This is a genomic window from Rhodoglobus sp. G.S.23 (genome assembly GCF_056675935.1).
In genome coordinates this window covers 1964779-1984134 of record NZ_CM155237.1, presented here as the reverse complement: position 1 = coordinate 1984134, position 19356 = coordinate 1964779, and the positions used below count along the sequence as shown (strand labels likewise).

Sequence of the window (19356 nt, the reverse complement as noted above, 5' to 3'; positions counted from 1 at the left end):
GCGGCTGGGGCGGGGGTATGCCCGGGCACCAGGATTCGCGCCAACCGGCCGCGAGTATTAACTGAGAAGGCCGCTATTGCCACGCGCACTAGTGAGCCAGAAAAGGAGAACGGCCATGGCCGTCGTAACCATCCGCCAGCTGCTCGACAGCGGCGTACACTTCGGACACCAGACTCGTCGTTGGAACCCGAAAATGAAGCGCTTTATTCTGACCGAGCGCTCGGGCAGCCACATCATCGACTTGCAACAGTCGCTCGCTCACATCGACGCTGTCTACGACTACGTCAAGGAGACGGTCGCCCACGGCGGAACCATCCTCTTCGTCGGTACCAAGAAGCAGGCACAGGGAACCATCGCTGAGCAGGCACTGCGCGTAGGCCAGCCCTACGTTAACCAGCGCTGGCTCGGTGGACTCCTCACCAACTTCCAGACGGTTTCCAAGCGTCTTGCACGCATGAAGGAACTCGAAGAGGTTGACTTCGATGACACCACTCGTGGTTTCACCAAGAAGGAACTGCTCATTCAGAAGCGCGAGCTTGTGAAACTGCAGAAGAGCCTCGGCGGTATCCGTAACCTCACAAAGACCCCATCGGCCATCTGGATCGTCGACACCAAGAAGGAGCACCTCGCCATTGACGAGGCTCACAAGCTTGGTATCCCCGTTATCGCGATCCTCGACACCAACTGCGACCCCGACGACGTTGCGTACCCGATCCCCGGTAACGACGACGCTATCCGCTCGGTAGGTCTCCTCACACGCATCGTTGCAGACGCTGCCGCTGAGGGTCTCATCCAGCGTCACCAGAAGCCAGAAGAGGGCAAAGAAGTAGAGCCCATGGCTGCATGGGAAGCTGAGCTTCTCGGCCAGGCTGACGCCGATGCTGCTGCAAAGTCAGAAGAGCCTGCCAAGGCTGAGAAGGCTGAAGCGCCCGCGAAGGCTGAAAAGGCTGAAGAGCCTGCCAAGGCTGAGAAGGCTGAAGAGCCCGCCAAGGCCGAAAAGGCTGAGAAGGCTGAAGCACCTGCCAAGGCAGACAAAGACGAGGCAAAGGCAGCAAAGCCTGCTGCCAAGCCCGCAGCAAAGAAGCCCGCCGCGAAGGCCGCTGACGCAGCCGACGACAAGAAGTAAGGATTCGAAACAATGGCAGATTTTAGCCTCGAAGACCTCAAGACCCTGCGCGAGCGCCTCGGCACCGGCATGGTCGAAACGAAGAACGCACTCGTTGAAGCTGGCGGAGACCTCGAAAAGGCCACCGAGCTGCTGCGTCTGCGCGGTGCCAAGAGCAACGCCAAGCGTTCAGACCGTTCCACTAGCGAAGGCCTCATCGCCGCGAAGTCGTCCGGTGCAACGACCACGATCATCGAACTCGCTTGCGAGACCGACTTTGTTGCCAAGGGTGACAAGTTCGTCGCGCTCGGTGAGGCCGTTGCTGAAGCGGTTGCTGCTGCTGGCGCCTCGACTGTAGAAGAAGGCCTTGCGGCATCCGCAGGTTCGAAGACCGTCGAAGAGCTCATCAACGATGAAGCTGCGATTCTGGGCGAGAAGTTTGAGCTCCGTCGCCTTGCCAAGCTCGAGGGCGACTCGTTCGAGGTCTACATGCACCGCACCAACAAGGACCTGCCGCCGCAGGTTGGCGTTGTCGTTGCGTACACCGGCGACGATGCAGAGACTGCTCGCGGAATCGCGCAGCACATCTCATTCGCTGCACCGTCGTACCTCTCGCGCGAAGACGTTCCGGCAGCTGATGTCGAGAACGAGCGTCGTATCGTTGAGGAAATCAGCCGTGGCGAGGGCAAGCCTGACGCTGCTCTCCCGAAGATCGTCGAAGGTCGTCTCGGTGCGTTCTTCAAGCAGGTTGCACTGCTTGACCAGGACTACGCTCGTGACAACAAGGTATCGATCGCTAAGGTTTCTGCTGATGCTGGCATCACCATCACTGGTTTTGCACGCTTCAAGGTAGGCGCCTAACACGCACACTCATAGGGCCCGGGGCATTTTTGCCTCGGGCCTTTAGTGTGCCGGAAGCCACAGTGGACGTTGAGCAAATCGCTTGCACCGAATTTGCTGTGCGGCGCTGCTGAACGCTAGTCAAACCAATAGCCTGTATATGTCGACCACGAAGGAAAGAAGACGATGACAACTCAACGCAAACGCCGGGTGCTGCTGAAACTGTCGGGAGAATCCTTCGGTGGTGGACAACTGGGGGTTAACCCCGATGTCGTTTCGTCATTGGCCAAAGAGATCGCCGCAGCATCCGCCGATGTTGAAATTGCCATCGTCGTTGGTGGCGGAAACTTCTTCCGTGGTGCTGAACTCAGCCAGCGCGGTATGGACCGCGGCCGCGCCGACTACATGGGCATGCTCGGCACCGTCATGAATGCCCTCGCCCTCCAAGACTTCCTTGAGCAAGCCGGCGTCGCTACGCGAGTGCAGTCCGCGATCGCGATGACCCAGGTTGCTGAGCCCTACATTCCTCTTCGCGCAGAACGTCACCTTGAAAAGGGGCGCATTGTGATCTTTGGTGCTGGCGCAGGCTTGCCCTACTTCTCCACTGACACCGTGGCTGCGCAGCGCGCCCTCGAGATCGGTGCTGAAGAGGTGCTCGTGGCAAAGAACGGAGTCGATGGAGTTTACGATGCCGATCCTCGAAGCAACCCGGATGCTCGAAAGCTTGACTCCATCAGTTTCCAAGACGCGCTTGTTCAAGGTCTCAAGGTCGTCGACTCGACCGCCTTTAGCCTGTGCATGGACAATGCAATGCCGATGCTAGTTTTCGGTATGGAACCCGCCGGAAACCTTACTCGTGCCATCGTGGGGGAGCAGATCGGAACCCGCGTGCACGGCTAACGTGCTCAGAGGCTCTGCTCGCGGCCAACCCAGACCAACCAACGCAGACCAACCAACGCAGACCAACCAACCCAGATCGACCCAACTGCGCATAGCAAAGCAAGAGCTGAGCGAAGCCAGAGAGACTCCGAGCGCGCTGCAGCCGTCGTTGCGACGACTGCACGCTAAACTCGGGTGAGACTAAGAGGAGCGCTCGTGATTAGTGATGTTCTAGCGGAAGCTAGCGAAAAGATGAACAAGGCAGTGGAAGCTGCCAAAGACGACTTCGGTACAGTGCGCACTGGACGCGCCAACCCTGCACTGTTCCAGAAGGTGCTCGTTGACTACTACGGCACTCCTACTCCCTTGCAGCAGCTCGCGTCGATGGTCAACCAGGAAGCTCGCACGCTCCTTATTACCCCGTTCGACAAATCTGCGCTCAAAGACATTGAGAAGGCAATCGCTGGTGCACACCACTTGGGTGCCAGCGTTGGTAACGATGGAAGCGTCATCCGCGCGACCCTTCCCGAACTGACCGAGGATCGCCGCAAGGAGTTCGTCAAGATTGTTCGCGACAAAGCCGAGCAGGCTCGCGTGTCGCTTCGCAATATTCGTCGCAAGGCAAAAGACGACCTCGATGCACTTACTGAGGTTGGCGAAGATGATGTCGCGCGTGCCGAGAAGGAGCTCGAAGCGAGCACCAAGGCTCACGTAGACGCGATCGACGACGCTCTCAAGCGCAAAGAGTCCGAGCTGCTCGAGGTCTAATGGTTTCCGAATTCGAAGCTCAGGTTCGGGCAACTAACGACAAGATCAACGCCCGCACAGGGCGTCCATTGGCGATGGCTCTCACAGTGGGTCTTGCGTTGGGGCTTTCGTTATTGTTCAGCCTGATCTTTGTCAAAGAGCTCTACATGCTCTTTGCCGGAGTTCTGGTTGCATTCACGGCTTTTGAGCTCGCCAGTGCGCTTCGATTTGCAGGGCTGAATATTCCGAGGCTGCCGACGGTCATTGGTGCCGTCGCTGTCGTGCCGGCATCGTTCTACTGGCTCGCTGAGGGTCAGTGGTACGTCACACTCGCAGGTATTGCCTTCGTCGGAGTGTGGCGACTCGTGTGGCTGTTCTCGCCCAAGCACCGCGCCCCAGTGCGCGCTGTTCTCAGAGATCTCGGTGCTGGCGTTTTCGTCATGCTTTATGTCGCATTCTTGGCGAGCTTCACCGTTTTGCTGACGACTCAAGATGGTGGCCAGTGGTGGACGCTGGCAATGCTGATCGTCGTTGTTGTCAGCGATATTGGGGCGTATGCGAGTGGTCTTTCCTTTGGCAAGCATCCGATGGCACCGACGATTAGTCCCAATAAGACGTGGGAGGGATTCGCCGGAGCTGCGCTCGCTTCGGTGACCGCCGGAGTGCTGCTGGCGCTCTTCATGATTGACCAGCCTGTGTGGGTGGGAATAATCTTTGGACTCGTTATTCTCGGCACGGCAACTATGGGTGACCTAGCCGAGTCGCTGATCAAGCGTGACTTGGGAATCAAAGACATCAGCACGTGGCTTCCCGGCCACGGTGGCTTCCTCGACCGGGTCGATTCATCGCTGCTGTCGGCCGCAGCTGGCTACGCGCTGTTTCTTATCTTCGCGTAAGGCACAATAGAACCGTGAGCACCACTTTCCCCCGCACCCGAAAGTCAAAGTTGGGCTACAACGTTGACCAAGTCGAGGACTTCCTCGAGGAGGCTCGCAGCGCCTACACTTCCGATCGAACCGATAGTGCCGTGGTCTCTTCGCGCACTATCCGAAAGCTTGCTTTCGCAATGCAGAAGGGCGGCTACTCGCCCGTGCATGTTGACTCTGCACTTGAGCGTCTCGAAGACGCTTTCGCCGCTCGTGAACGTGATCGCTCCATTGCCGAGCTCGGTGAGTCGGCATGGTACGCAAATGCTCGTTCAGAAGCGCAAGAGATTCTCAATCGCCTGGCACGTCACAAGGGCAAGAAGTTTTCGCGAGTTAGCTCGTTTACTCGCGGCTACGCGATAAAAGATGTCGATGCGTTCGCGGAAGAACTGGCCAACTACTTTCAGAACGGTGCACCGCTCACAATCGAACGAGTGCGCACTGTTGCTTTCCGCAGCACTAAAGGCGGATATCGTGAGGCGCAAGTGGACTATCTGCTCGACAGCGTGATTGATGTAATGCTGGCGGTTCGCTAGTTCCCTCTGTTTTTTCAGGTGAGTGGGCTAATATCGCACTTATTGTGGTCAAAAATTCGCGAACAGCAATCCTCCGCGCCCAGGCTAAAAGCCAGAGCGCGGATCTTTCTGGACGCCACACACGTTCGTCGTTGAGTCTTCGACTCTTCGCATCGATAGTGAGTCTCGGGTTTGTCGCTACCTTCGTCATGGCTGCGCCAAATCCCGTGAGCACAGTGTCTGCTTCGAGCGTTCCGCTCGCCGCCGTCGAGCGCGCTGAAGTTCAGTCAATAACCGTCGCGGAAGGTTTCGTCAATGAAATCGCGCGCGACAAGCTTGCGGTTAAAGAAATTGTCGTCGAGCCCGTAATTCCGGCTGCCCCTGTTGCCCCTGCCGCTGGAGTTCCTGATCCTGGAACAGCTCAAGCAATCGCGCTGTCGATCCTCACGTCACGAGGTATGGGCGCCGATCAGTACAACTGTTTGGTAAGCCTGTGGAATCGCGAATCAGGTTGGAATGTTTACGCGATGAACTCGTCGAGTGGCGCGTACGGCATCCCACAAGCGCTCCCTGGCAGCAAGATGACCACTGCTGGCGCCGACTGGGCAACGAACCCGGCAACCCAGATTAACTGGGGTCTTAGCTACATTTCGGGCCGCTACGGCACTCCGTGCGACGCCTGGGCCTATTCTGAAAGCCACGGCTGGTACTAGCCGTTCCCGATCGAGCGCATAAGCTTGAACTATGCCTCGTTCGAATCGCCCCCGCGGACGGCGTCGCCCCGATGATGATGACCGCGGTGACCTGAATCAGGTACTTTTTGGTTCTCGACGCACTGAGCACAAATCTGACGGCGAATGGAATGTTCAGCCTGTTTCCTCAGGTAGCGCGGTCAAAACTTATACCTGTCCAGGATGCTCTCAACCTGTTTCGGTGGGAGTCGCCCACACCGTCACTTGGCGCGCCGACGGCATCATGGGCGCAGCAGACGATCTTGCAGCACGGCGTCATTGGCACCAGCACTGCTGGAAAATCAGATTGTGAGAACCGTACGTGAGTGAAACCATCCGAGGCGCTAGCGAACTTCCTGCTACACGCGAAGATATCGAGCTGCACACCAGCGACGGTTTCACGTTGGTTGGGGAACTCTCTTTGCCCGAGTCCGGTCATATCGCTGCGACGCTTGTCACCTTGCACCCCCTGCCAACTGCCGGTGGTTTCATGGATTCCCACATCATTCGCAAGGCTGCGGCACGCCTGCCAGCGCTGGCGGATGTCGCGGTCTTGCGTTTCAACTTTCGCGGGGTTACTTCGCCACGCGGTACGTCGGAGGGGTCATTCGGCGAAGGCGAACAAGAACAGTTCGATCTTGCTGCTGCCATGAACTTTGTGCGCGAGCGAGGCTTGCCGAATGTGTGGCTGTTGGGCTGGTCATTCGGCACTGAGGTGACTCTCAAATTTGGTCGCGAACATCCCGTTGACGGCGCGATTTTGCTCTCGCCGCCACTCCACCGTGCCAGTGCTGCCGAGGTTGCCGCGTGGGCAGGGGATGAACGTCGCTTGGTCGCGATTATTCCGGAACTTGACGACTACTTGCGGCCAGAGGAGGCGGCAAAACGTTTCGCATCGGTGCCTGAAATAGAGCTCGTCGTTGTCGAGGGCGGAAAGCACCTGTGGGTGGGAGAAGCGCAGACGTACCGTGTGCTCAGTGAGATCGTTGCCCGACTGAACCCGATGGTGTTGCCATTGCCCCGCACGTGGCCTCCGGAGGCCGCTCAACCGCTCTAAACGGCCTGTTGACCGCCGTCCGCTTAGAGATCGGCCTGGCGGGGAACAATCACTTGCTGAACGACGAGCAGGATTGCTGCCGCAACAGGAATTGCAATGAGAGCGCCAAGGATCCCGAGGAGCGTTCCTCCGGCGAGAGCTGCGATCACGACGAGGGCTCCGGGAAGTTTCACAGCTTTGCTCATGATTCGTGGGTTGAGTAGGTAGGCCTCAATCTGCATATAGATCAGATAGTAGATTCCCACGGCGATGACGCTTGGTGGACCGTTGAAGAGCAGAACCAGCAGGGTGATCACTACCGAACCGCTTAGCGTTCCCACGAGCGGAATCAGCGAGCCCAAGAAGGCGATAAAAGCGAGCAGCGCCGAGTACTTGACCGGCAGGTCGAATGCCGGGAAGACCCACGTGAGCACAATGAAGGAGAGCACGCCGTTGACGAGGGCGAGTGAACCTTGGCCAATGACATATCGACCGACTGCTGTGCTTACTTGCTCAGCAAGGTCGATGAACTTGGCACGCTTTGTGGCGGGAACGAGTTGGTAGATTCCCGACTTGATGTTGTTGATGGACGACACAAAGTAGATCGTCAAAATGAGCACGATAATCGCCCCGGTAATGCCGGTAGCGATTCCGATTCCGACAGCAAAGACGCCGCCGCCGATGGTCGTGAAGTCGAGCTCGGTTAGCCACGTGGTGAAACCGTCGAGGAGGTCCTCAACCTTGAGCCAAGGAAGTGCAGTTTCAACGTTTTCCTTGATCGTTCCGTCGAAGAACGCTGTTACGAGCCGGGGGATTGCTCGAGTGGCATTACGCACTTGCTCAGCGATCACGGGAACGATCGCAAAAACCAGGCCAGCGAACACGCCAAGAACGCCAGCGAGGACAGTGAGGATGGCGGTCCAGCGGGGAAATTTCTTAGTTTCAAGCCACGTCACTACCGGGTCGAGACCGAGTGCAAGGAAGAGTGCTGCCCCGACGTAGGTGAGAATCGTCGCCAAGGAGATGATCGTCTGGCCGATTCCCACGGCGACGAGCACACCAAGACCGCCAAGAAGACCGAGGCGAAAGGGGTTAAGAATCTTCATAGCGAGGCTCCGTCCAGCCTGAGGCGACGAGGTGTCAGGCTGGACGTAATTCTAGATGCCAGCGGGCAACTTACCGGTCAACATCCTCGGCTTGGTTCAGAACTCCACGAAGGTTCTCGAAGTAGCCAGCAACTGTCTCGCGCTCTGCCTTGATCTTGGACAGGCGTTCTTCGGCATCGCTAATGAGTTCATTAGAACGCTTCTCGGCATCGTCGACAAGCGACTTTGCGCGCTGTTCCGCATCCGCGATTTCATTGGCCGCGCGCTCGGCTGCGTCAGCCAGAACTGACTTCGCTTCTGCCTGAGAACTGGTGCTGAGCTCCTCGGCCTCGTGACGTTTGGCGTTCGCTTCGCGCACAGCCTCGCCCAACTGGGCTTGAGCCTCTTCGAGGTAGTTCTGGGTCTGAGTTGATGCCTCTTTGTGCTGGGCCAAGAACTCCTTCTCCGCCTCATCGCGTCGCACAGCGAGCTCTTGTTCTAGAGCGATGCGTGCGGCTTCGGCTTCGCGCTCGATTGCGGTTCGGGTCTCTTCACGCTGGTGCTGAATGGATGCTCGAGTCGACTCGACTTCGTTCGCCAGTTCGGCGCGCTGGCGAGCGATGTCCCGTTCGAGGTCTGCAGTCTGTTTCTGCACATCGTGGGCAAGGGCGGTGCGAGTTTCGGCGTCCTCGGTCTCAAGAGCAGTGCGCTTGTTGTCGATTTCAGCGTCAAGGTCAGCGTGACGGCGAGCCATCTCTTCTTCGAGGCCAGCAGTTCCCGTTGCGATTTCTGCTTCAAGTTCGTTGCGGCGTTCAGTCATCTCGGCTTCGAATTGGGCACGAGCTGTTGCGCTTTCGTTTTCGAAGGCGCTGCGCGCGGTGCTGATTTCTTCTTCAAGTCCCGAGCGGGTGGTCTCGACATCGTTCTCGAGAGCGGCACGCGTTGTGCTGACTTCCTTGGCGAGTGCCTTCTTGGTGGAGGTAACTTCGCGGTCTAGCGCCTTCTTCAGTGCTGCTTGCTCAGCAGCAAGCTCACTTCGTGATGTTTTGACGTGGGCTTCGAGCTCAGCGCGAGTCGTTGTCACTTCATCGTTGAGGGCTGCCTTCGCAGTCGCGACTTCCTGCTCAAGGTTCGAGCGAGTGGTCGTGACTTCTTGCTCAAGCGCAGCCTTGGTGACTTTAACTTCCTGGTCGAGCGCCGTCTTGGTGGTGGTGACTTCCTGTTCGAGCGCAGCTTTCGTGCTCGTCACTTCGTGTTCGAGGGCCGCCTGGGTCGTTGAGACCTCGTCGTCGAGGGCAGCGCGGGTGGTGACAATGTCGCTCTCGAGTTGCGTTCTCGCTTCTCGTTCTTCCTGTTCCCACTGCTCGCGGGCCTCTGAAAGTTCTGCGTCAAGCGCTGTTCGCGCCGCAAGCACGTCTTTTTCGAGCTCGTTGCGGATGCTCGCGGCCTCTGCCTCGACAGCGGCTCGAGCGGTGCTGGTCTCGGTTTCGAGCGCAGCGTATGCCGCATCAAGTTCGGCCTTGAGCTTCGCCTGAGCGGCGTTGGTTTCGTTCGCCAGCTTCGCGTGGGCGGATGTGGTTTCGTTCGCTAGCTTGGTGTGGGCAGCTTTGGTCTCGTTGGCAAGAGTGTCGCGGGCGGCGGTTGTTTCGGCTTCCAGCTCTGCACGCGCTGTCTCGATCTCTCGAGCCAGATCGGTGCGTGCTTGCTCGACATCGTGTTCGAGGTCTTCGCGTTGCTTCGTGTTCTCAGCCTCGAATGTAGCCCGGCCGAGTTCGGCATCTCGTGCGAGTGCTTCGGCAGCTTCGCGTGCCTCAGCAACTTCAGTTGCTGTGCTCGCGCGGAGTTCGGTCATTGCCCGCTCGGTCTCGGCGCGAAGGGCTGCAGCCTCACGCTTAGCGGAGGTGCGAGCATCCGCAGCTTCGGTAGCAACAGCGCCACGAATAGTTGCTGCTTCGCGTGCCGCGTCAGAGGTGAGCTGCGCTGCTTCGTCACGTGCATGGGCAATGAGAGCGTCTGCCTCGTCGCGGGATGAATGTGCAAGAGCATCCGCTTCGCGATTAGCTTCCGCCAGAATGCGCTCTGACTCGGTCGCAGTTTCATTGCGCAGATTCGTCGTCTCAGCCTGGACGGCTTTACGCATCTTTTCGGCGTCGATATCTGCTTGGCTGATGAGTTGCGTTGAATGTTCTTCTGCGACGCGAAGCATGCTCTCAAGCTTCGAGCCGAGACCGCTATAGGTCGGACTGCCTGTTTCGTCGAGCTCGGCCTGCAGATCCTCATTAACGGCAAGGAGTCGCTTTACCTCTTTGGTGGAAGCGGTGCGGTCAGCTTTGGCGGCAACAAGTTCACGACGGAGTTCGCCAATCAGCTTGTCGACGTCGTCCTTCTTGTAGCCGCGCATTTCGGTGCCGAAATCAGTATCGTTCGCGGCCAAGATGTCTCCTCGGAGTCAGCGGAAAGGACTTCTAGAGTTTAGTGGTGCGGAGCGGCTAACTGTCATTTTGGTCTCGATGAGCAATCGGCACTCAACGTTCTCTCAGACAGTTCCCAGACGCAGGACTAGGTGCGCACACGCCCATCCGCTATTCTTGAACGTCTTTGTTGTTGCCTACCCGCCTAAATCGGGCCCTTGACCTGCAGACCGTACTGGGGTTCCGCCAACGTGGCGAAGGGTTTTGTGACGTAAGTCACTGTAGGCAGCGCGAAAGGAGAGATAGTGAGATTCGTTCTCGCCATAGTTAGCTTTATGCTCGCAGCCGTGATGATCGGCTACGGCATTGCGCAGCAAACCATTCTTGCGACCCCAGATGAGGTCAGCGTGTCGGCCGAGTTCGATGGCACTGCCCCCTTGACGGTGATCGATGGAGCAGCTTTGAACGCCTATGAGGGCAAGCAGACTATTAGCGTTACTGGTCCAGGTCGCATCGTTGCCGCTTACGGCAGCACATCAGACGTACTCGCGTGGGTGGGTGACGCCAGCTACAACAAGGTGAGTATCGACCCTGGTACGGGTGAACTCATCACCGAAGAAGTCAGCGGTACCGAGCAGGAAGTTCCCGATCCCTACGATTCTGACCTGTGGCTCGAAAGCTACACGGCCGATCTCGAACTCGCGCTGACGGTCAAGATCCCCTCTGATGTGTCGTTTATCTTGGCGGCGGATGGGGTGGAGCCTGTTCCGAGCGGAGTTGCGCTTTCGTGGCCACTAGACAACACCACTCCGTGGGCAGCCCCTCTCATCACTGGCGGTGCGGCCATCCTTCTTCTTGGCCTGATCTTCCTCATGTGGGCCGTACACCACATGCGTCGTGCTGGCGGTCCCCGTCGCACTCCGCAAAAAATGCCTAAGGTTCCGAAGAAGCCGCGATACAAGCCGGCGAGGCGGTCGACAAAGACCGGCGAGACCGCGACGATCACATCGCCTCAGCGCATTGCTGTTCCTGCTGTCTTGCTGAGCGCTCTGATCTTGAGCGGATGCACCATTGCGTCACCGTCAGGCTCCGCCGACGACGCTAGTGCCCCGGTTCCGACCCCCACGTCGACCTCTGCGGGCAGTGAGTCCCCGATGCCGGCCGTTACCGTGCGTCAGGTGGAGAAAATCGTTGCGCGGGTCAGCGCTGTTTCGCTCGAAGCAGACGAATCTCGCGACACCGATCTCATCAAGACACGCTTTGCCGAAGCTGCCCTTGAATATCGCTTAGCGAACTACAAAATGCGCAAGGCAGATAGTTCCATTGCCGCACCCATTGCTGTTCCTGACGGACCGGTGCAGCTGACGCTTCCACAGCAGACAGATTCGTGGCCGCGCACCGTATTTACGATCATCCTGGATGAGTCAGACAGTGCTGTGGCCCCGATTGCGCTCTTCCTTGAGCAGTCGTCACCTCGCGAGAATTACAAAGTGAGCTACTCGATCAACCTCGAGCCCTCAATCGTGTTCCCGGATGTCGTAGCCGCCAGCGTAGGAACGTCACGCTTGGCAGCAGACAGTGGCTTGCTTCGCTCGTCACCGACCGAAGTGGCACTCGACTACGCCGAAATTCTCGAGCAGGATGTCGACAGTGACTCCTACCTTGACTTTGAGGCCGAGGGCGACAGCCTGCGGGTCAACGTCGGTCTTGCCGTGAAGCAAGCCGAGAAAGCCGAGCTATCGACTACGGCCACGCTCACCTATGGTCACGAACTCGGCTCAGCCGATCCCATAGCAATGGCGACCATTGACGCTGGTGCGATCGTTGCCGTGCATCTCTACGAGACCAAGGTTGCGAAGCCAAAAGAAGAAGGCTCCGCAGTAACTTTTAGTGGTCAGACGAAGGCGCTTTCGGGGATTTCGATCACCGAAACCGGAATCAAATCTACCTACGGAGATCAGCTACTCTTCTATGTTCCGGCAGCCGGTAGTGGAGAGAAGATCGTCCTGCTCGGATACACCCAAGGACTTGTTGCAGCATCGGAGTTGAATTGACAAACGCCCCACTGAACGCCGCTAGCTTGCGCGGTGCAGTCGACCTCTCATCATTGGTTCGCCAGCACAATGCGCCCCCCGCACCTGCGGGAACGGGAGGAGCCCCGCAGCCGTCGGGATTCGCCACAAATGTAAACGATGCGTCGTTCACTCAGGTGCTTGAACTTTCGAACACCGTTCCGGTGATTGTGGAGTTCTACGGCCAAGGCATTGAGCCAACGTTGGAGCCGACGATCGCTGCCTATTCTGGCAAGTTTGCCTTGGTGACAGTCGATGCTACGAGCAATCCCCAGCTCGTGCAGGCATTTCAGGTGCAGCAGGTTCCCACCGTTGCCGCCGTTATCGGTGGACGACCAGTGCAGCTCTTCGCCGGAGTGATGGCGGCGAACGATCTCACAGAGGTTCTCGACCAAGTGCTGACGCTCGCTGCCGAGAGCAATGTGACAGGAACGCTTCCGGCACCGGACCTGTCGGGGGAAAGCGCCGACGAGCCTGTCGAAGAGCCGCTACCACCGCTGCACCAAGAGGCCTTTGATGCAATCTCCGCTGGAGACTTTGCGACCGCAATCTCGAAGTACGAAACGGCGATCGCGCAGAACCCTCGCGATCAGCAGGCAGTCGCTGGACTCGCCCAGGTGTCGCTACTCGCTCGTCTCGAAAACAAGACAGCCGAATCTGTGCGCAGCGCGGCAGCTCAAGATCTCACCGACGTTGACGCACAACTCGCTGTCGCCGATCTTGACGTTTCCGGCGGGCACCTCGGCGATGCGTTTGGTCGCTTGCTCGAGCTTTATCCTGCCGCTGATGCAGAAGGCAAGAACAGCATCCGCACTCGATTGCTCGACTATTTTGAGATCGCTGGCGCCGAAGATCCCCGAGTTGTTGACGCGCGTCGCCGATTGACTCTGCTTCTTTACTAGCGTTGCTAACTGTCGCGTGCGATTGCCGCGATTGTTGCGTCGGTAGCTCGCACTAAGTCGCTTGGTGTGAGCTCGATGTCGAATCCGCGCCTTCCGCCGCTGACAAACACGGTCTCAAATAGCTCAACGGTTTCGTCGATAACGGTTCTGTTGGCGGTTTTTTGACCGATGGGGCTGATGCCCCCAACAACGTAACCGGTGCGACGTTGAGCTACGACAGGATCGGCCATCGCCGCGCGCTTGCCGTTGACAGCACTCGCGAGCGCTTTGAGATCGAGCTTTCCTGAGACAGGGACAACGGCAACGATGAGTTCGTCGTCGACCACCGCCATGAGCGTTTTGAATACTCTCTCGGGTTCGATTCCCAATTCGGTGGCGGCTTCACGACCAAATTCGACGGCGCGTGAGCTGTGCTCATAGGGGTGCGGCGTGAAGGGGATCCCGGTGGTGTCGAGCGCAACCGTTGCGGGGGTGCCGAGTGCCATCAGCGCTCACAACTCTCGGTTGGGCCGGTGGCGGAGTCGAAGCGTTGGCGCATGCGATCTAGAGTAATGACACGCGAGCATCCATGGGGAGTGCACGCGAGAGTAGCGGAGAAACAGTGACTATCTATCTGGATCATGCGGCCACGACGCCGATGCGTCCTTCCGTTGTCGACGCGTTCGCTGCGGCACTGCCGGTAGTGGGCAATCCATCGTCAATACATTCCCAAGGGCAGTCGGCAAAACGGATGCTCGAAGAAGCGCGAGAGACGGTCGCTGCCAGTCTTGGTGCGGATTCCGTTGAGGTGACTTTCACCTCAGGGGGCACCGAATCAATCAACTTGGCTATCAAGGGGTTGTTTTGGGCCCGAAACTCGACTGAGGTTTCCCGCCCACGTATTTTGGTTGCGCGAGCCGAACATCACGCGACGATTGATGCCGTTGAGTGGATGCGCGAGCACGATGGAGCGGTGCTGGATTGGATTCCTGTTGACGCTTTCGGTCGCATAGACGTGGATTACGTTCGCGATGCGCTCGCGGATGATGTCGCCCTTGTCACGATGCTCTTGGCTAACAACGAAGTCGGTACCCTTCAGCCGGTTTCGGAGATTTCGACGCTTGCGCACGGTCACGGTGTGCCGGTGCACGTAGATGCTGTCTCTGCTTTTGGCTATGTCCCGATCGACTTTCATGCGGCTGGCGTCGCAGCCCTGAGCGTGTCGGCTCACAAGATTGGGGGACCGGTCGGGGTCGGCGCTCTGGTCATTGCGCGTTCGGCGACGGTGACGCCGCTGATTCATGGTGGTAGCCAGCAGCGAGCTCGATCAGGAACGCTGGATGCTCCTGGTGCTGTGGCTTTTGCTGCTGCAGCGCGGGAGGCAACTGGTGACTTGGCTGACACCGGACGACGGCTGAGTGAATTGCGCGATGAGCTGATTTCTGGGGTGAGAAACGCGGTTCCTGCTGCGGTTCTTCGAGGCGATCCCGAGCACAGGCTGCCGGGAAACGTTCACTTCACTTTCCCTGGTTGCGAGGGTGACTCTTTGCTGTTTCTGCTCGATGTCGCCGGGTTTAGCGTCTCGACTGGATCGGCATGTCAGGCCGGAGTCCCTGAGGCTAGTCATGTGCTGCTTGCGATGGGGCTCGATGAGCCAACGGCGAGGGGCGCACTCCGAATTTCGCTGGGGGAGACGACGACGGCTGCTGAGATTGCGCAGTTCGTCGATGCTCTGCCGCGTGCGGTCGAACAGGCGACGGCTGCCGGGTATTCGAGCCGGGACACGATTCTTGGCCACTATCCAGAAGCCTAGGGTGGCCTTGGGGCGCATTCAGGGCGCGCGCGTTGACAGAATTTACCTTCATCTGTAAGTTTTTTATTACAGAGGAAGGGATGCTCGTGAACTCTGAAGAGCTCGGTGCCTGGTTGGCTGCCGTTGCCAACCCGCAACGCATGCGCATTCTCGCGGAACTCGCTGGCGGACAAGCCCACGTCAGCGATCTCGCCAGACGAGTGGGAATGTCGCGGCCACTTCTCTACATGCACCTCGCAAAGCTCGAAGAATCTGGCTTCGTCGCCGGCCATCACGAGCTCAGCGACGACGGCAAAGCACTCAAGTTCTTTGAAGTTGTGCCCTTTCGCATCACCGTGACTCCGGCATTACTTGCTCGAGCGGTAGCTCAGTCAGCGCAAGAACGACACAACCTAGACACCACCGAAGTAATCGACAAACAACCCGGCAGCACAAACTCTCACAAAGGAAAGTAATGGAAATCTTCTTTAGTCTCTGGTTCTGGATCGGCGTAATCGCCATCACCGGCATCATCGCCGGTGTCATTACTAACGCAGTGAACAAGAAAGCGGAGACAGCAAAACACGTGGCTGACGCCCAAGCCGGCGGCGACTATCGAGCACTCGTCGAGCAAACTCTCGAAACCAACCGATCCCTCCTTGAGCGACTGGATGCCGTAGAAAGCCGACTGGCCGGGGTCGAGAAGACCCTCACCGACATCCCGCAGTAAGAACTTGCCCAGCAACGCGTCTCGTACACTGGTTTTATGAAGGTTTTAGCGGCGATGAGTGGCGGAGTGGACTCCGCGGTTGCTGCCGCGCGGGCAGTCGAGGCAGGGCACGAGGTTGTTGGGGTGCATTTGGCGCTGAGCAGGCTACCAGGAACCCTGCGCACGGGAGCACGTGGCTGCTGCACAATCGAAGATTCGATGGACGCGCAGCGGGCGGCCAACATCATTGGCATCCCGTACTACGTGTGGGATTTCTCCGAGCGTTTCAAGCTCGACGTTGTCGATGATTTCATCGCTGAATACTCGGCGGGCCGCACTCCGAACCCCTGCATGCGCTGTAATGAGCGCATCAAGTTCGCTGCTCTATTGGAGAAGGCTGTCGCTCTAGGTTTCGACGCCGTTGCAACTGGCCACTACGCCAATATCGTTGACGACGAGCATGGCAATCGCGAGCTTCACCGCGCAGCGGCCTGGGCCAAGGATCAGTCTTACGTACTAGGCGTTCTCACGACAGAACAACTGGCTCACAGCATGTTCCCACTTGGGGCGACCCCATCCAAGGCTGAAATTCGCGCTGAGGCAGCGGAACGCGGATTCTCCGTAGCCAACAAACCTGATTCGCATGACATTTGCTTCATTCCTGACGGCAACACTCGTGGTTGGCTTGCCGACAAAGTCGGAGCTGAGCAGGGCGAAATTTTGGGCCGCGATGGTGAAGTCCTTGGCAAGCACGAGGGCGCTCTCGCTTTCACGATCGGTCAGCGCAAGGGCCTGAACGTGGGTTATCCCACCGACGATGGCAAGCCGCGATTCGTTTTGGAGATTCGACCGAAGACCAACCAGGTTGTTGTCGGACCACGCGAAGCGCTGGCATTGGCTGAAATTGCCGGCTCTAAGTTTTCTTGGGCAGGACTCGACCCGCTTGAGTCGGGATACATTTCTGAGCCAGGCGAAAGTTTTGAGTGCCACGTCCAAGTGCGCGCTCACTCTGACCCGATGCCTGCTGTTGCCAGACTCGATCCTGCCGCCGTTGACGCAGAGGGCAATGAGATTGGCCCAGAGCTTGTCGTCACCCCTCACGAGCCTCTCAATGGCGTCGCGCCAGGGCAAACAGCTGTGCTCTACGTCGGTACTCGCGTCTTGGGTCAGTGCACAATCGCACGGTCTGTGTCTGCGGTCCCTGCTCAGGTCTAGTCTGCATAACTGCCGCCGATTTCCTCCGTGCGCGGGTTTCGTCGTAGGCCCTGTTTAGACTTGACTTGTGGCCAACAACACCGAAAAATCCGGTTCAGCGAGCGAATCTGACGATCAGGTCGCCGAGACGACTGACCCGGCTCTCGCAGCCGCGCGTGACGAAGTTTCCGCGCTTACGACCCGCATTCTCGAACTGCGAGACGCCTACTACGTTCGCGATGAAGTCCTCGTTGACGATGCCGAATACGACGACCTGATCAAGCAGCTCGAACAACTCGAGTTCGATCATCCAGAACTTCAGAGTCAAGATAGCCCGACTCAGCGAGTTGGTGGCCGAGCCGCCACGCTGTTCGACCCTGTCGAGCACGTGGAACGCATGCTGAGTCTTGACAATGTGTTCTCGGTGGAAGAGTTCGCGGAGTGGGCAGCGAAGGTCGAGCGATCTTCCGCTCGCCATATTGATTTCTTGTGTGAGCTCAAGATCGATGGTCTTGCGATCAATCTTCGGTACATCGATGGTGTGCTGGTGAGCGCTGCCACTCGCGGAGATGGTCGAGTCGGTGAAGACGTAACCGAGAATGTTGTTCGAGTTGAGGGAATTCCCCAGCGTCTGGCAGGAACAGGGCATCCGCCGATCGTTGAGGTGCGAGGAGAAGTCTTTATTCCTCTCGAATTGTTCCGCGAACTCAATGCGGAACAGACTCGCATCGGTGAGAAAGTTTTTGCGAACCCTCGCAATGCGGCCGCTGGCTCGCTTCGGCAGAAGTCTGAGGGCAAGTCAGAAGAGAAGCTCGCGCACATGCGACGCAGGTTGTCTTCGCTACGGATGCTCGTGCACGGCATTGGAGCGTGGGACGGCACGCGCGCCCACCACGAGCCCATCCGCAGCCAGAGTGAAATCTACGGAGTGCTCGCCACGTGGGGATTGCCAACAAGCACCCATTTTCGCGTAGTTGATTCCGGAGAGAAAGCGGCAGAGTTCATCCGCTATTACGGAGAACACCGCGACAGTGTCGAACATGAGATCGACGGGATCGTCATCAAAGTTGATGAACTTGCCCTCCATGATGAGTTGGGGGCCACGTCACGTGCTCCGCGCTGGGCAATTGCCTATAAGTACCCGCCAGAGCAGGTAAACACCAAGCTTCTCGACATTGTGGTCGGTATTGGTCGCACGGGTCGGGCCACTCCGTATGCGGTAATGGAGCCCGCTCATGTTGCCGGCTCAGTAGTACGGCAAGCCACCCTCCACAATCAGGATGTAGTGAAGCGCAAGGGTGTTCTCATCGGAGACACTGTTGTCTTGCGAAAAGCCGGAGATGTGATTCCGGAAATCCTCGGCCCGGTCGAAGAGCTTCGCGATGGCACTGAGCGTGCGTTCGTCATGCCCAAACTCTGCCCAGAATGCAATACACCGTTGCGCCCGATGAAAGAGGGCGACATTGATTTGCGCTGCCCGAACGCTCGCAGTTGTCCGGCGCAAGTGCGGGGGCGGGTCGAACACGCTGGCAGCAGAGGCGGACTCGACATCGAAGTGCTTGGAGAAGTAGTGGCGCGAGCTCTGACTCAGCCGAAGTATCCCGAGATTCCGCCGCTCATCAATGAAGCCGGCCTGTTCGATCTCACGGTCGAAGACCTATTTCCGATCGTTGTCGCCGTGCGTGATTCCGAGACCGGGGAAGTTGTCACTGATGACGACGGCGCTGAACGGACGATCACGCCGTTTAGCCGGTTGCGAAAAGTAGCGGGTGCTGGTGCCGATCCCTCGTACGATCCTGCTGCTACCGAATTTGCTGGCGACGAGCACGCCGTACCTTCGAGCAACGCGCTCAAGCTCATCGCCAATCTGAGTGAGGCGAAAACTAAGCCACTGTGGCGCCTCTTGGTGAGCCTCAGCATCCGTCATGTTGGCCCTGTAGCGGCACGAGCCCTCGCCGACTACTTCGGTTCGCTTGATGCGATTCGTTCGGCAACCCGAGAGCAGCTTGCGGCTGTTGACGGAGTTGGCCAAATTATTGCTGACTCGGTCGCCGACTGGTTCGAAGTTGATTGGCATCAAGAGATCGTTTCTCGGTGGGCTGCCGCCGGCGTTCAGTGGACAACTCCCGGGCATCCTGGCCCCGGGGCCGCCCAGTCGAATGACGGCGTTCTCGCTGGACTCACGATCGTCGCAACAGGCAGTCTCGACGGCTTTACTCGTGAAGGAGCCCAAGAGGCAATCATCGCGGCTGGGGCAAAAGCGGCATCCAGCGTGAGCAAAAAAACCGACTATGTCGCTGCGGGCCCCGGCGCGGGCTCTAAACTGACCAAAGCAGAAGAATTGGGGATCCGGATTCTTGATGCGGCGCAGTTTGCGAGGCTCCTCAACGAGGGGCCTTCAGCTCTTGGTGACTAGTTGCTCACCAGCTAAAA

Annotated in this window: 19 protein-coding genes; 16 read left to right on the top strand and 3 right to left on the bottom strand. The window is 58.2% G+C overall.

The genetic code is table 11. The annotated features are described in order from the left end of the window. Window positions 1–115: 115 nt before the first annotated feature. The 9 genes from rpsB (at window position 116) to AC1ENN_RS09625 (ending at window position 6800) form a co-directional block, all read left to right on the top strand. The gene (gene rpsB / locus AC1ENN_RS09665) at window positions 116–1126 is read left to right on the top strand and encodes a 30S ribosomal protein S2 (protein WP_449647062.1); all 1011 of its coding nucleotides are present in this window, start codon (window positions 116–118) and stop codon (window positions 1124–1126) included. Window positions 1127–1138: 12 nt separating this feature from the next. Next, on the top strand, window positions 1139–1966 hold the full coding sequence (gene tsf / locus AC1ENN_RS09660) for a translation elongation factor Ts (protein ID WP_449647061.1): 828 nt from the start codon (window positions 1139–1141) through the stop codon (window positions 1964–1966). A gap of 165 nt (window positions 1967–2131) precedes the next feature. Next, window positions 2132–2845 carry a UMP kinase gene (pyrH, locus tag AC1ENN_RS09655; RefSeq protein WP_449647060.1) on the top strand — a complete coding sequence of 238 codons (714 nt, stop codon included), beginning with the start codon at window positions 2132–2134 and terminating at the stop codon, window positions 2843–2845. A 195-nt stretch (window positions 2846–3040) separates the two neighbouring features. After that, window positions 3041–3592, top strand: coding sequence for a ribosome recycling factor (gene frr / locus AC1ENN_RS09650; RefSeq protein ID WP_480405958.1), 552 nt, complete (start codon window positions 3041–3043; stop codon window positions 3590–3592). Beyond that, on the top strand, window positions 3592–4467 hold the full coding sequence (locus AC1ENN_RS09645) for a phosphatidate cytidylyltransferase (RefSeq protein WP_449647058.1): 876 nt from the start codon (window positions 3592–3594) through the stop codon (window positions 4465–4467). Before frr ends, AC1ENN_RS09645 begins: the two co-directional genes overlap by 1 nt. Before the next feature lie 14 nt (window positions 4468–4481). Then, window positions 4482–5033: a DivIVA domain-containing protein gene (locus AC1ENN_RS09640; protein WP_449647057.1), complete on the top strand. Its 552-nt coding sequence runs from the start codon at window positions 4482–4484 to the stop codon at window positions 5031–5033. Window positions 5034–5191: 158 nt separating this feature from the next. Continuing rightward, a complete protein-coding gene (locus tag AC1ENN_RS09635) occupies window positions 5192–5725 on the top strand; it encodes an aggregation-promoting factor C-terminal-like domain-containing protein (protein WP_480405957.1) in 534 nt (177 codons plus the stop codon). A gap of 31 nt (window positions 5726–5756) precedes the next feature. Then, a complete protein-coding gene (locus AC1ENN_RS09630) occupies window positions 5757–6056 on the top strand; it encodes a hypothetical protein (RefSeq protein WP_449647055.1) in 300 nt (99 codons plus the stop codon). Window positions 6057–6065: 9 nt separating this feature from the next. Next, window positions 6066–6800, top strand: a complete 735-nt coding sequence (locus tag AC1ENN_RS09625; protein ID WP_480405956.1) for an alpha/beta hydrolase — start codon at window positions 6066–6068, stop codon at window positions 6798–6800. A gap of 23 nt (window positions 6801–6823) precedes the next feature. Here the strand turns inward: AC1ENN_RS09625 and AC1ENN_RS09620 are convergent, their stop codons facing one another. Together AC1ENN_RS09620 and AC1ENN_RS09615 are read right to left on the bottom strand one after the other, a co-directional pair. Beyond that, window positions 6824–7885, bottom strand: coding sequence for an AI-2E family transporter (locus AC1ENN_RS09620; RefSeq protein ID WP_449647053.1), 1062 nt, complete (start codon window positions 7883–7885; stop codon window positions 6824–6826). Window positions 7886–7955: 70 nt separating this feature from the next. Beyond that, a complete protein-coding gene (locus AC1ENN_RS09615; protein ID WP_480405955.1) occupies window positions 7956–10298 on the bottom strand; it encodes a hypothetical protein in 2343 nt (780 codons plus the stop codon). 282 nt (window positions 10299–10580) lie between these two features. Here AC1ENN_RS09615 and AC1ENN_RS09610 point away from each other — a divergent pair, with 282 nt between their 5' ends. Then, window positions 10581–12329 (top strand): DUF8094 domain-containing protein, encoded by a 1749-nt coding sequence (locus AC1ENN_RS09610; RefSeq protein WP_480405954.1) that lies wholly within the window; start codon window positions 10581–10583, stop codon window positions 12327–12329. Further along, entirely contained in the window at window positions 12326–13249 is a 924-nt protein-coding gene (locus AC1ENN_RS09605) for a tetratricopeptide repeat protein (protein ID WP_480405953.1), read from the top strand. Before AC1ENN_RS09610 ends, AC1ENN_RS09605 begins: the two co-directional genes overlap by 4 nt. Window positions 13250–13254: 5 nt before the next feature. Here AC1ENN_RS09605 and ybaK read toward each other — a convergent pair whose 3' ends face one another. Further along, window positions 13255–13734, bottom strand: coding sequence for a Cys-tRNA(Pro) deacylase (ybaK, locus tag AC1ENN_RS09600; RefSeq protein ID WP_449647049.1), 480 nt, complete (start codon window positions 13732–13734; stop codon window positions 13255–13257). A gap of 116 nt (window positions 13735–13850) precedes the next feature. Here ybaK and AC1ENN_RS09595 point away from each other — a divergent pair, with 116 nt between their 5' ends. From AC1ENN_RS09595 to ligA, 5 genes are all read left to right on the top strand, one after another. Next, window positions 13851–15041, top strand: coding sequence for a cysteine desulfurase family protein (locus AC1ENN_RS09595; RefSeq protein WP_449647048.1), 1191 nt, complete (start codon window positions 13851–13853; stop codon window positions 15039–15041). 86 nt (window positions 15042–15127) lie between these two features. Further along, window positions 15128–15496, top strand: coding sequence for an ArsR/SmtB family transcription factor (locus AC1ENN_RS09590; RefSeq protein ID WP_480405952.1), 369 nt, complete (start codon window positions 15128–15130; stop codon window positions 15494–15496). Beyond that, entirely contained in the window at window positions 15496–15750 is a 255-nt protein-coding gene (locus AC1ENN_RS09585; RefSeq protein ID WP_449647046.1) for a hypothetical protein, read from the top strand. Before AC1ENN_RS09590 ends, AC1ENN_RS09585 begins: the two co-directional genes overlap by 1 nt. A gap of 36 nt (window positions 15751–15786) precedes the next feature. Further along, on the top strand, window positions 15787–16944 hold the full coding sequence (gene mnmA, locus AC1ENN_RS09580) for a tRNA 2-thiouridine(34) synthase MnmA (protein ID WP_480405951.1): 1158 nt from the start codon (window positions 15787–15789) through the stop codon (window positions 16942–16944). Window positions 16945–17011: 67 nt separating this feature from the next. Continuing rightward, a complete protein-coding gene (gene ligA / locus AC1ENN_RS09575; RefSeq protein ID WP_480405950.1) occupies window positions 17012–19339 on the top strand; it encodes an NAD-dependent DNA ligase LigA in 2328 nt (775 codons plus the stop codon). Window positions 19340–19356: the final 17 nt, after the last annotated feature.